This window comes from Idiomarina aquatica, from assembly GCF_003987185.1.
Taxonomy (GTDB): domain Bacteria; phylum Pseudomonadota; class Gammaproteobacteria; order Enterobacterales; family Alteromonadaceae; genus Idiomarina; species Idiomarina aquatica.
Genome location: NZ_PIPS01000005.1, coordinates 1 through 13125, shown reverse-complemented (window position 1 = coordinate 13125; position 13125 = coordinate 1). Strand labels below are relative to the sequence as shown.

General features: G+C 52.5%; 13 protein-coding genes. 2 read left to right on the top strand and 11 right to left on the bottom strand.

Annotated features, from left to right (window positions below; all coding sequences use genetic code 11):
- Nucleotides 1-83: 83 nt before the first annotated feature.
- The 11 genes from CWE23_RS12525 to CWE23_RS12475 all read right to left on the bottom strand — a co-directional run bounded on the left by CWE23_RS12525 (nucleotide 84) and on the right by CWE23_RS12475 (nucleotide 11660).
- Complete coding sequence (locus CWE23_RS12525) at nucleotides 84-1352, bottom strand: MgtC/SapB family protein (protein WP_126820433.1); 1269 nt, start codon at nucleotides 1350-1352, stop codon at nucleotides 84-86.
- A gap of 43 nt (nucleotides 1353-1395) precedes the next feature.
- Nucleotides 1396-2244: an alpha/beta hydrolase family protein gene (locus CWE23_RS12520; RefSeq protein ID WP_105306833.1), complete on the bottom strand. Its 849-nt coding sequence runs from the start codon at nucleotides 2242-2244 to the stop codon at nucleotides 1396-1398.
- Between the two features lie 12 nt (nucleotides 2245-2256).
- Nucleotides 2257-2559 carry a YciI family protein gene (locus CWE23_RS12515; protein WP_105306832.1) on the bottom strand — a complete coding sequence of 101 codons (303 nt, stop codon included), beginning with the start codon at nucleotides 2557-2559 and terminating at the stop codon, nucleotides 2257-2259.
- A complete protein-coding gene (ispZ, locus tag CWE23_RS12510; protein WP_105306831.1) occupies nucleotides 2559-3101 on the bottom strand; it encodes a septation protein IspZ in 543 nt (180 codons plus the stop codon). The genes CWE23_RS12515 and ispZ overlap by 1 nt, the downstream gene beginning before the upstream one ends.
- 29 nt (nucleotides 3102-3130) lie before the next feature.
- Nucleotides 3131-3931, bottom strand: coding sequence for a tryptophan synthase subunit alpha (gene trpA / locus CWE23_RS12505; RefSeq protein WP_126820432.1), 801 nt, complete (start codon nucleotides 3929-3931; stop codon nucleotides 3131-3133).
- Nucleotides 3931-5139, bottom strand: a complete 1209-nt coding sequence (gene trpB / locus CWE23_RS12500; protein ID WP_105306829.1) for a tryptophan synthase subunit beta — start codon at nucleotides 5137-5139, stop codon at nucleotides 3931-3933. The genes trpA and trpB overlap by 1 nt, the downstream gene beginning before the upstream one ends.
- Nucleotides 5136-6590, bottom strand: coding sequence for a bifunctional indole-3-glycerol-phosphate synthase TrpC/phosphoribosylanthranilate isomerase TrpF (trpCF, locus tag CWE23_RS12495; protein ID WP_105306828.1), 1455 nt, complete (start codon nucleotides 6588-6590; stop codon nucleotides 5136-5138). Before trpCF ends, trpB begins: the two co-directional genes overlap by 4 nt.
- Nucleotides 6583-7596, bottom strand: a complete 1014-nt coding sequence (gene trpD / locus CWE23_RS12490) for an anthranilate phosphoribosyltransferase (RefSeq protein ID WP_105306827.1) — start codon at nucleotides 7594-7596, stop codon at nucleotides 6583-6585. Before trpD ends, trpCF begins: the two co-directional genes overlap by 8 nt.
- A gap of 10 nt (nucleotides 7597-7606) precedes the next feature.
- Nucleotides 7607-8233: a glutamine amidotransferase-related protein gene (locus CWE23_RS12485; protein WP_105306826.1), complete on the bottom strand. Its 627-nt coding sequence runs from the start codon at nucleotides 8231-8233 to the stop codon at nucleotides 7607-7609.
- Nucleotides 8230-9858, bottom strand: coding sequence for an anthranilate synthase component 1 (locus CWE23_RS12480; RefSeq protein WP_126820431.1), 1629 nt, complete (start codon nucleotides 9856-9858; stop codon nucleotides 8230-8232). The genes CWE23_RS12485 and CWE23_RS12480 overlap by 4 nt, the downstream gene beginning before the upstream one ends.
- A 263-nt stretch (nucleotides 9859-10121) precedes the next feature.
- Entirely contained in the window at nucleotides 10122-11660 is a 1539-nt protein-coding gene (locus tag CWE23_RS12475; protein WP_126820430.1) for a S10 family peptidase, read from the bottom strand.
- A gap of 120 nt (nucleotides 11661-11780) precedes the next feature.
- Between CWE23_RS12475 and CWE23_RS12470 the strand changes: the two genes are divergently transcribed.
- Both CWE23_RS12470 and CWE23_RS12465 read left to right on the top strand, forming a co-directional pair.
- Nucleotides 11781-12494 (top strand): DUF748 domain-containing protein, encoded by a 714-nt coding sequence (locus CWE23_RS12470; protein WP_241970642.1) that lies wholly within the window; start codon nucleotides 11781-11783, stop codon nucleotides 12492-12494.
- A gap of 113 nt (nucleotides 12495-12607) precedes the next feature.
- Nucleotides 12608-13125: RNA-guided endonuclease InsQ/TnpB family protein (locus CWE23_RS12465; RefSeq protein ID WP_157982931.1), on the top strand; the 518-nt coding region annotated here is incomplete at its 3' end.

Below are 13125 nucleotides of genomic sequence, written 5' to 3'. Positions count from 1 at the left end.
GGAGTGGATTGTCTTTAACGAGCAACAGTCTGCCAGAGTTATGTGACAGAAATACGACAATCCATTCACTAAATTATTACTGTTTACAGGGTAAGTTGGATCAATGCTGTGATCACTCCCGGTGTGATGCCCAGTAACATCAACAAGGCGTAGCGAAGGTGTTGTCGGAAGCCAGCAATGGCCGCGAAGACAAAGCCTTTCAACAGTGTATTGCTGGCGCAGGCCAGGACAATGGCCAGCGCTGCCACTCGATCAGCCAGATCGTTCTGTGCTGATTTTGACAGCGACAACGTGATCGCATCGACGTCCATGAGTCCGGACACAACCGCCAGCGTGTAAACACCGGCATCGCCAAACCAGGTTTTCATGGCTTCGGCCAATAACATGATGAGTGCCAGGAATATGCCAAACTTTAATGCCGTCGATAGCTGCAGAGGGTTGTTCAGCTCCAGCTCCGGCGACTCAGGTTGACCGTTGCGTTGGTGTAAACGATATAACCAGAGTAATACCAGAATCAGTCCGGCCAGCATCAGGGCAATCGGTAACCACAGTGATGCAAGCAGTTGACGGTTGACCACAAACACTTCAATCAGGACACGTGGAAACATAATACTGGACGCCAGTAGCATGGCGATAACATAAAGCACGTTGCCCTGTTGCTTTTGCGCAAAGCGAGCCATGGTCAGCGTAACCGCGGTGGACGAGGCTAAGCCGCCGGCAATAGCGGTTAACAGTGTGCCGCGTCGTTGCCCCAGCAACTGTGTCAGCAAATAACCGACAAACGACAGACCCGAGATAAGCACCACCATCCACCAGGTCCAGTAGGGATTGAGCGTCTGCCAGGGACCGTAGCCTTTATCGGGAAGGAGTGGCAGCAACACCACCGAAATCAGTAACAGAGTAATACCGGAATAAAATGCCTGAGGGGTGATTTTTTTTAACAATAAATGCAAACGTTGCTTATGGCCGAGCAACGCCACGACGACCGCGCTGACACTCAGCGCCGGTAACGGATTTCCCGACGCAGCCCAAACTGCCAGGGCAAAGGTGATGAGCATCGAGAATTCGGTGGTGATACCAGAGTCATCGGACTGTCGTGTGTGACCAATGTAAGAGGCAGCGATCAGCAGGCTGGTGACGATAAAACCGGTGACAATCAGTGCGTTGCCGAACAGTTGACCCAGTATTGCGAAAATACCCCCCGAAAGACCAATCAGGCTAAAGGTACGAACCCCGGCGAGACGTTCACCGTCACCACTGTCACGCCCACTCCAGCCCCGCTCGATACCGATCATCAAGCCAATCGCCAGTGCCGCCAGAAGGGATAGTGCAAGTTCGAGCTGGTAGTGCATACTCACTCTTCACATTGTAAAAATCATCGTCAGAATGATGACTTTAGTCGAGGCGCAAGGCCGGAAGCAAGTGATTTTGCCAAAGACTGTGCTTAAATTCGGAGCGAAACAGATTAAAGTGTCCGATCCCTTCGTGCGGGGTCATCGACGGCGTTAAGTCATTGAGTGTTGAGGGTGCATTGGGGTAATGCGCCAGTAAGTTCTCGATGTTATCACGCTTTAACAGCTCATCGTCACTGATATGAAAGGCGGTTATGGGACGGTCAAAAGCCGCATAACGTTGCTGTTGTTGTGCATCGAGGTGGTCAAATAAATAGTCTTTACTGCGGCACCAACGGCTCCATTGACGCATGGCATTGGCCGGCATATCACCCACCATGCGAAGTTTTTTGCCGGGAAAGTAGCCGGCTATCGGGGTGGAGATAGGTACCGCAAAATACCAGAGTAACCAAGAGGTTCGGCGCACTTGTTGGCTGGCGTTACGCCAATAACCGGTGCCGCTGGCGACGGTGACCATTTTATCGATGGCGGCGGCATTATCTGCCAACGCCACGATTTGACCGCCGAGGCTGTGAGCCAGATAAAGCAACGGTTCATCGTCCTGACAGTCGATGGCGTACGCAAGTACGCGGTTAATATCCTGTTCTGCCCACTGGATGATGTCGGTATCGATGCGCTGAATGGGTTTGTCGAGCGACTGACCAATGCCGTAATAGTCAAATGTGATGACCCGGTAGCCTTGTTCACACAACCATTTTGCCAGCGGCTGGTAAAAGCGCTGCTTAACCCCGAGCGCTGCGGCAATCACCAGCGTTGCACACGGCGGCTGTTGCGGCTCAAAGCGAACGCAATGTAGATAGCGTTGATCAGCCGTTAGCTCAATGCTTTGCATAGAAGATGCTGGTCAGTCGGGTAACACGGCGTTAAAGGGTTTTACGGTTGCTTTTTTGTAGACACCAGCCGCCCAGTAAGGGTCATCATTGGCCCATTGTTGGGCTTGCTCAAGCGAATCAAACTCGGCAATGACGACGGAGCCGGTAAAGCCCAGCGCGCCGGGATCTTTTTCAGCGATGGCAGGGCATGGCCCCGCGACCAACAGACGTCCGTCGGCTTGCAATGCTTTTAAACGTTCCAAATGAGCCGGCCGCGCCTGTTTTCTGGCGGCCAGTGAATCTTCATGGTCTTCCGCAAAAATGACAAACCACATCATTGCCGTGCTTCCTCTTGTTCTGCATGGCGGTACATATACACACCAGTGCCAATGGTAAACACCAGTGTGATACCGAGAATGCCGAACACTTTAAAGTTGACCCAGGCTTCCTGGCTCCAGAATTCGGCAATGTAGAGATTGAGTGCCGCCAGTGCGGCACAAAAGATAACCCAGGCGTAAGTAAGGCGCTTCCATGCTTGCGCCGGCAGTTGAATGTCTTTACCGAGCATGGCCTGCAGCGGGCTGCGTTTTTTCCACAGTAAGCCGCCCAATAACATCACTGCGATAGCCAGATAAACGATAGAGACTTTCAGCTTGATGAACCAGTCATCACGGAGCAGCAGAGTAACACCACCAAACACCATCACCACCGCCAAAATGATCCAGTGTCGGGTTGTCAGCGGGTGTTTTAGCAGTTTTAGCCCGACCAACTGTAGCACCGTACCTGCCATAAGCACTCCGGTTGCGACATAAATATCTGCCAGTTTGTAAAACACGAAAAACGCAATAATTGGCAAATACTCTAAGATCAGGGCCATCGACTTCTCCTACTACGTGAATAACGAATCTAGGTTGCCGCTTTCATCTCGGCAACAAATTGTTGCAACTGCTGCAACTGTGCGGGCTCATTGTCGAGGTTTTTCTCGATGATCGCAACTACCGCAGAGCCACTGATAGCGCCCTGTGCGCCGGCGCTGATGGTTTTGCTGACATGGGCGGGCTGAGAAATGCCAAAGCCGAGCAACACCGGAGGAGCGCCATAGGTCTTTAATTTCTCGACCAGTTCAGCGGCCGGTGCCTGCATTTGCGTTTCCGCTCCGGTTACACCGGCACGGCTGAGCAGATAGACATAACCGGAGCAATGCTGCGCAACCTTTTGCAACAAGGCGTCACTGGCGTCCGGCGGGCAGATAAACACGGCATCGATGTCGTGCTGCTTGGCCAAATCGGCAAAACGAGCGGCTTCTTTGGTGGGAACGTCAGCGATTAGCACCGAATCGACACCAACTTCGCTCATTTTTGCATAAAAGTTGTCAGCGCCCTTAGCATAAATAAGGTTTGCATAGACCAGCAAGCCAATTGGGATATTAGGCGCATAAGCCCGTACTTCACGCAAAATGTCGACAATATCCTGAAATTTAGTGTTGGCCGTTAATGCCCGTAAGTTGGCGCGTTGAATAACTGGACCATCAGCCACCGGATCAGAAAAGGGCAAGCCCAACTCCAGTGCGTCTGCACCGCCATCGATCAAAGCTTTGATGATCTTCAGACTTTGCTGAGGGTTGGGGTCACCGATGGTAACGAACGGCACAAAGGCACCTTGCTGACGTTCCTTTAAAGCTGAGAACATAGCGTCATAACGGCTCATTACGGGGTCTCCTGTTGTGCTTGTTGTTCTGCAAATATGCGACGTACGTGGTCAATGTCTTTATCGCCTCGGCCGGACAAGTTGATCAGCAGGATCTCCGGCGCATCCGCTTCGGCTGCTCGTTTTAACGCATAGGCCAGGGCATGGGCCGATTCTAACGCTGGGATGATGCCTTCGTGACGGGATAACAACTGAAAGGCCTCTAATGCTTCGTCATCCGTCACGGATTCATAACGGGCGCGACCAATGGCCTTTAAATGCGCATGTTGCGGCCCGACACCCGGATAATCAAGACCGGCCGAAACGGAATACGACTCTTCGATCTGGCCCTCGTCCGTTTGCATCAGGTACGAGATGCAACCGTGCAGAATGCCTGGTTTGCCGGCGGTCAGGGTGGCGCCGTGATGTGGCGTATCGACGCCTTTGCCGGCTGGTTCCACGCCCACCAGTGCAACGTCTTCGTCATCGATGAAATCGGCAAACATACCAATCGCATTGGAACCGCCGCCCACACAGGCGATAACTTCATCCGGCAGACGGCCGGCCTGCTCAATGATTTGCGCTTTGGCTTCTTCGCCGATCATGCGGTGAAATTCGCGCACAATGGTTGGAAACGGGTGAGCGCCGGCGGCAGTACCTAACAGGTAGTGGGTATTAGGATAACTGGCCGTCCAGTCGCGTAAGGCTTCGTTAACGGCGTCCTTTAAGGTACCGCTACCGGTATCAACAGGCACCACTTTAGCGCCCATGAGTTCCATCCGGAACACGTTCGGCTGTTGCCGTTCAGCGTCCTTTTTACCCATATAAATAATGCATTCTAAATCCAGCAGGGCACAGGCCAACGCGGTGGCTGTGCCATGTTGGCCAGCGCCGGTTTCGGCGATAATCCGAGTTTTTCCCATACGTTTGGCCAGTAACGCCTGACCCAGAACCTGATTGGTTTTGTGGGCACCACCGTGCAGCAGATCTTCACGTTTAAGGTAAATTTTCGTGTTATTCGGTGATGTTAACGGCAAATTACGACATAAACTCAAGGGTGTCGGGCGCCCGAGATAGTTTTTTAGTAGACCACGGAATTCGGCCTGGAAGTCTTCATCCTGCTGAGCGTCGATAAAGGCCTGTTCTAGCTGGTCCAATGCCGGTAACAAAATTTCAGGTACGAACTGTCCGCCAAAATCGCCAAAATAGGCTGAGAGAGAGCGACTCATACTGCCTCCTGATAACTGTCTGAAGATGATTGTGCAGAGGTCTGTCCGGCAAAGCGACCATAACCCCGAATCGTAGTAAATAGCTGTTGTATTCTGGCGGCATCCTTGATGCCTGGTGCGGCTTCCAATCTGGAGCTACTGTCGACGCCGGCGATGCCGTGTTGAACCGCTTCGGCAACATTTTCCGGACTGATACCGCCGGCCAGCAGGCAGCGTTGACGTGCGCTCACCGGCAACCTATCCAACGCGTTCCAGTCAAAGGTTTTGCCGGTGCCGCCGGCACCATTGTCGAGCACCAGTCGATCAATACGGTCAGCGCCGGGTAAATGTTCAAGATCCATCGCATCATCGACGCGAATAGCCTGCCATAACTGAATGTGCTCGGCGCCCGCCAATTTCAGTTTGTGCCGCAATTGACTGAGGTAGTCGAGATCCTCATGTCCGTGTAATTGAATGGCGTGCAGTTGCAGTTCTAATGCGGTTTGTGCCACTTCATTGAGCGGCTGATCGGCGAATACGCCGACAAACCGAAGGGTGTCCGTTGCACGGATGATGTCACGTGCTTGGGACAGTGACACACAACGCGGTGAACGTTTGGCAAAAATCAGCCCACCGTAGCGTGCACCGGCCGCTGCTGCATTCAGAGCGTCTTCGGCGCGGGTGAGGCCACAGACTTTATTGTCGCCAAAAATGAGCGTGCGGCAGGCCGCATCAACATCATTGTGGGCGCTTAATGCGCTGCCAACCAAAAAGCCATTAACATAAGGTGCAACCCGACGAATATCCTGATGTGTGGAAAAACCGGACTCGGCAATCAGCAAAGCGTCGGCAGGCGCCAGCGGAGCCAATTCGGCGCTGCGGTCAGGGTTGATGGTTAAATTGGTCAGATCACGGTGATTAATACCGATAATACGCGCGCCCAGCGCGCTGGCGCGCTGCATTTCGTCAGCGTTGGCCACTTCTGTCAGGACATCCATCCGCAGTGATTCGGCGACGGCAGCCAACTGTTGGTACTGGTCGTCGTCCAGCACCGACAACATCAGCAAAACGGCATCAGCACCAAAGTAGCGCGCCCGGTACACTTGTTCTTCATCGATAAAGAAGTCTTTACACAGTACCGGCTGATGAACACTGGCGCGGACGGCGGATAAATAATCCAGGCTACCCTGAAAATGGGCTGGTTCGGTTAACACGGAAATGGCCGCCGCGTATGGCTGATAAGCTCGTGCCAAGGTCACTGGGTTGAAATCCGGACGAATCAGGCCTTTTGACGGAGACGCTTTTTTGCACTCGAGAATAAAGCCGGCCTGAGGTTGTGATAATGCCGCGTAAAGACTGCGATCACTCGGTTGTAACCGCTCGCGGTAGCTCGCCAACGGATAACGCTGTGCCTGCTGTTGGTTTTGCTCAACTTTGTCGGCGACAATGCCTGCCAGGATGTTCTCAGACATGATAGGTCTCCTGCGCTTGTTGGATTTGTTCTAAGTGGGTTAATGCCTGACCGCTTTGAATGTGTTCAAGAGTGGCGGCGGCCGCTTGTTTCCGATCGTCAAACTGTTCGGTCAGACACAATAACGCGGCCACGTTCATAGCCACCGACTGTTGCTGGGCAACACTGCCGGCGCCGGCCAATACCTGCTTTAAGATGCGCGCATTACAGTCAGCGTCGCCTCCTTTTAGCTCACTCAGGTCGGCCTGCTGTAAACCAAAATCAGCAGGGCTCAACGGGTACTCGTGCAATTCGCCATCCTTTAATTCAACCACCTGGCTGGGGCCATGCAATGCCAGTTCGTCAAGGCCGCTGCCGTGCACCACCATGGCTCGTTTAACACCAAGCCGTTGCAAGGTTTCAGCCATTGGCCGCACCCACTCGGGGCTGTAGACCCCCAGCAACTGAGCGTCCGGACGCGCCGGATTGACCAATGGTCCTATCAGGTTGAACAGTGTACGTGTTTTTAGTGTCTGGCGCACCGGCATGGCGTATTTAATACCGGGATGATAGTGCGGAGCGAACAGAAAGCAGAAACGGTTATCGTCGAGTTGACGTGCGGCATCACGCGGATCCAGGTTGGTACGCAGTTGCAGAGTTTCCAGCACGTCGGCAGAGCCGGAGCGGGAGGAAACGCTGCGATTACCGTGTTTGGCCACACAAACGCCCATTGAGGCTGCCACCAACGCGGCAGTGGTGGAGATGTTCATGGTATTGCTGCCGTCACCACCGGTACCGCAACTGTCGACAACGGTTTGTTGCGGACGTTGGAACGGTTTGCACACTTCCAGCACCGCCTCCGCAGCGCCGGCTAGTTCGGCCGGTGTTTCACCGCGCATTTTCATGGCGACCAGCGCGGCACTGATCTGCGTGTCATTCAGTTCGCCTTTTACCAGGCGCTGGAAAAACGCTTTGCTGTCCTGTTGCGACAAGGTTTGTCCATTAAGAAGTTGATCTAAACTTTTCATACTGTCTTTCCTACACCTGTTGTGACAATAAATAGGTCATGCTGTTGGCCAGTAACTGCTTGCCTTTGGGCGTTAACAGAGATTCCGGATGAAACTGAAAACCAAGCGCCTGACAGGCGCTGAATTCGGCCGCCATCGGGATGCCATTAACATCGCCGATAACGTTAACGGTGGCCGGCAGGTCATAGCCGCTGAGGGAGTGATAGCGCGCGACAACACAGCGGTTATTGCTGCTGACACCGGTAAAGATCGGATGTTCGCGGGTGGTCATGTCGGCGGTTTTGCCGTGTACCACTTCACCGCAGCGGGCGACCCGACCGCCGCTGAACTCAATCAGTGCCTGAAAGCCCAGACAAATGCCCAGTAGCGGGTAACGCCCGGCGCAAAATTCAAGCAGCGTCATCAGGTTGCCGGCACTGCGCGGGTGGCCCGGGCCGGGTGACAGGCAGACCACTTGTGGACCGTTGAATTGTTGCAGGTCAGCGATGACAGTTTCAGCCGGTACGGTATTTCGATACACCACCAGTTGATAATTCAGCTGCGACAGCTCATCGACTAAGTTGTATGAAAACGAGTCAATATTGTCGATAAGTACGATGCGCGCGTTAACGGTGGCGGATGAGTTAACGTTATTCATAAGGCTCCCTCCTCAGCGTATGTTTGCTGAATCGCCATCAGCACCGCTTTGGCTTTGTTTTCAGTTTCTGCGACCTCGGCATCGGCATCAGAGTCATAGACCACACCGGCGCCGGCCTGCACGATGGCCTGCTGATCCTTGACAAACGCTGACCGAATAACGATGCAGGTATCCATGTCACCGTTTCCGGCCAGATAACCTACCGCTCCGCCGTAGCTACCGCGTCCCTGTTGTTCAACCTCACGGATCAGGCGTGCAGCACTGACTTTCGGTGCTCCGGTCAGGGTTCCCATGTTCATACAGGCGCGGTAAGCGTGTAACGCATCGCAATCCTGTCGCAATTGGCCGACCACGCGTGATACCAGGTGCATCACTTGTGAATAACGGTCGACTTTCAATAGATCGGCGACATAACGACTGCCGGGTTGGCAAATTCGCGCCAGGTCATTACGGGCTAAATCAACCAGCATCAGGTGTTCGGAGAGCTCTTTCTCATCGAGCCGTAATTCCAGCTCCATTCTGCCGTCAATATCCAGGTTAATTGAGCCATCCGCATTGCGTCCGCGAGGACGAGTACCGGCAATAGGGTAGAGCTCAACCTGATTACTCTGCTGTTGATATTTAAGCGCGGATTCGGGCGAGGCGCCGAACAAACAGAAATCCGGGTGGCTAAGAAAAAACATATAGGGAGACGGGTTGTTCTGCTTCAGTCGCTGATAGGCCGCTAATGGATTATTGCAGGGCAGTTTAAAACGACGCGATGGCACCACCTGAAAGATGTCACCGTCAAGAATGTTTTCCTTAAGCTGCATCACTATCTGCCGGAAACGGTCAGCCGATGGACTCACTTCAGTGATCGCCGGTGTGGCTGGCGGTTGTGCCGTCGTAGACATTGGCGGCGACGGTAACTGGCATTGAGCAGCCAGTTGACCGATCCGCTGTGTCAGTTGATGGTAGCGCTGTTGGTCGCTGTCGTTGCGAGCACCACCCTGGCTGAAGAAGCTGGCAATTAACTCGCTGCGTTGTTGCTCATGATCAACGACTAAGAGGGTTTCCGCCAGATAAAAAACATAGTCGGGACAGTTGTTTTCGCCCTCGGCTACCGGCGGCAGTTGCTCATAGCTGGCAACGTAGTCGTAGCCAAACACACCTCCCAGGAAGATAGAAAAAGGGTTGTTGCGAGCTTCGTCATTAGCTTTTGTCAGGCGTTGCTGTAATAGCCGCAGCGGTTCCATATTGGATAACGCTTTTAAACGTTGTTCTTCGGTTTGATCGAAGGTCGGCTGCGGAAACTCAAGTTCCAGCGTGGTGGCTGTTTGTTCACGCTGTATCGACGGTGTCAGTGTGGCGGCCAGAAACGGCAGGAGTTGTGCACCATTATCACTGTTGGCCTCGATCATGACCCGTTGGCCGCGGCACGTTAAGGTCAGCGCGGTATCAATAAGCAACAGGCTTTTGAGTGCACGTTTAGTGCCAATATCGGCGGAGTCGAGCAATAAGTGGCGGCCTGTGCCGGCGCCATCATCATTGCTGCACAGTGCCTGATAGACCCTGTCGGTATCGGCCTGATAGGGGAGATCAACCCGTAAGCTGTCAACCTGTCCTTCGATTTGTTCGTTATTCACCCTACATACTCCAAGCTGAAATTTTTGTCGGTTGCTCCATCGAAGGACATAAAAAAACCCGCTCGATGGAGCGGGTTTTTGTTGACTACGATGAGTAAATTATACGCACGACGTCACGACCCGCTCTTGCGAGAAGTGCCACCACCAATGTTGTACAGTCGTTTGGATTTGCGTATTCAGCATTGCTCTCATCTAACTTGTATAGTTACTTATTGACTGACAAACTAACCAGTTGTGGTCAGCTTGTCAACCCCCAGTTCGGGCTATTTATATTCCGCTGGTACACCCGCAGCCGGTAACGACTGCTGGATGAACTCGCGCAAATCATCGTTGGATTTTTCCAGATCAGCACGGCGCAAGTACATCATATGACCGCTGCGATAGCCTTTAAAGCCAATGCGGTCTTTCATCAGACCACTGCGATCCAGTTGCCACATCGTGTATTTGGCGTCAAAGTAGTTCGTTGCACCGTCAAAATAACCTGCCTGAATCAGCACGTTCAAATACGGGTTAGCGGCCATTGCCTGGCGCAGTTGTTCACCGGTATTGTTGTTGCTGCGATCCCATGGGTGCACCGGACCAAACATGTTGTATTTTACGTCGGTAATGAAGTTAAGTTCTTCCCGCAGATAATAGTTTATCGCTGGGGTGAACGAGTGCAGCCAGGAACTTAACTCCGCGTTATAGTCAGGGCGGTCACCGGCACGGCGGCCGTCGATGCCAAGGTAGCGCGAGTCGAGACGACCAATGGTACGGTCGCGGTCACGCAATAACTCTTTCCAGAAGTAAGACGTGCTGGGTGCCAGGTTATTGGATAACACCGCTTCTTTTGACAAGCCAGAATAGCGGGCAACGGCGGTGGCGACTTGATCCTGTTGCTGTTCGGATAGACGGGTTCCCTGCGCCAATGCCGGCAGGTAGGTGTCAAAGGTATAATCTTCAACTTCGGCAAGAACGTCGAGTAAATCTTTGCTCTGTAGGTCTTCCGGCAGGGCATCGTGATACCAGGCCGCTGCGGCAAAGTAAGGCAGCTGATTGGCGTCTTTTACTGGACCGTCACGGTCTATGCCGATGTCCGTTGGTGAGACCAGAATAACGCCATTAATGTACATCCATTGGCGGTTTTGCAGCGCATTGGCCAAACCTGACACTCGCGTCGTACCGTAACTTTCACCAATCAGGAATTTAGGCGATTGCCAGCGGTTGTAACGGCTGGTGAAGGTTGTCATCCACTCGGCCAAATACTGGACATCCGCGTTGACACCAAAAAACATGTCCTGTTGCTGTTGTTTTGACGGCATTTCACCATTTTTATTGGGTAAAACCCGCGAATAGCCGGTGTTAACCGGGTTAATGAAAACAATGTCGGCAACGTCCAGGATAGAGTGCGGGTTATCCTGCACGCCATAAGGCTGAACTGGGTAGCCTTCGTCACTTAAGTTAAGGACTTTAGGGCCGGTATAGGCCAGATGCATCCACACCGAGGCTGAACCCGGGCCGCCGTTAAAGGAGTAAACAATTGGACGCTCGGCTCGGTTATCAACGTCCTCGCGTTGATAATAGGTGTAAAATAACGTTGCGGTCGGATGCCCTTCGTCATTCCAAACCGGCAGGGTGCCTGCGGTTGCCGTGTAATCGACCGTTTCGCCATTGATTTCAACGCTGTGTTCCGTAACAGAGGTGGTTTCGATGGCGATTTGGCGCAAGTGTTCTGCGGGATTTTGTTGTGCGTATGCGACCGGCGCTGCTGCTACTGAACCCAGCAGTGACAACCCGGCAACTAACGCGAGAGATGTTTTCATTGAGCTTCTCCTTTGTTTTTGTTGTCTCAGATTAACAAACTTTTACGCGCAGGCGTCAAAGATTATGCGATTATTACCCGGGCTTTTACGATACGTGGCAACTAACAGGTAAATCAGACCATGCGATACGCGACTTCCTTATTTTTTCTGTTCGTCAGTTTGCTGAGCTTTGCCGGACATGCCCAGCAAAGTATTTCGCAGCGGCTGTCTCAACAACTGACCGAGTCAGCGGCAACGCAATTAAATGCCGATCTGCACCTCGGCGAGCTGACGGTTAATGGACTGACCGATGAACTGAGCGCACGCCAGGTGCGGCTGGCAACCCGAGTGGCACAATTGTCCGAGCCCTTGAATCAATTGATCATTGCCGACCAGATCGAACTGGCCGGAGACTGGCAGTCACTCGGGCAACAGCGGGTTGCGATCAAACAGTTGCGTTTATCGGGAGCGCAGTTAACGCTGGCCTACTATGGCACTGGGCAGTCTAATCTTCACCAACTGTTGGATAAGCTGCAGCAATTACAGAAACCTCGCTATCAGCCGGCACAGGCGAGCGACGAGGCCGTCAGTTGGCAGTTAGAGCAACTGCAGTTTACCGATGTCACCATTAATCTGTTCGATCGCGGTGAACCAATCGCCAGTGTGCATGTACCCGAGCTTATTATTGAGGAACTTGATCGCAGCAACAGCACGGACGCCGAAATTAAAGCACTGATTTTTCCGATCATTGAACAGCTATTGCGGCAATGGCGGCAAGGTTCAGATACTATTCAGGTTAACGGACCGGCACTGACGCGGTTTTTAATGCGTGAAGCATTAGCAATTTCGCCGTAAACCCTCGCCCAATTGGGCGGGGGTATAAAGCGATTGAGGTGAAGCCTCAACTTCCTTGACAAGCAAAGTTATATCAGGAGAATACTGGTTATCTATACAGTTTCATGATTTAAATGTTAAGAGCGACAAAAGTACGCATTTACCCAACTCAAGAGCAGGCTGAGTTTTTAATAGCTCAGTTTGGCGCTGTGCGTTTCGCGTACAACAAGGCTCTGCATTTAAAGTCTCATATGTATCGCAAGCGCAGGATTACGCTGAACCCCAAAAAAGACATAAAACCGCTGCTTGCCGTTGCTAAGACATCACGAAAATACCACTGGTTGAAACAATATGATTCAATCGCCTTACAGCAGGCGGTCATCAACCTTCACCAAGCCTTTGACAACTTCTTCAACCCGAAGTTAAAAGCCAAATTCCCGCAATTTAAACGCAAGCACGGCAAACAGTCGAGTTACCACTGTGTGGGTGTTAAAGTGCTGGATGGGGCTGTTAAGTTGCCCAAGGTGCAGCCTGTAAAGGCAAATATTCATCGTGAAATTACGGGTGCAGTAAAAAGCATTACTGTCAGTTTGAGTAAAACAGGTAAGTTTTACGCATCAATTCTTGTGGATGATGGAGTCGAAGCGCCTGC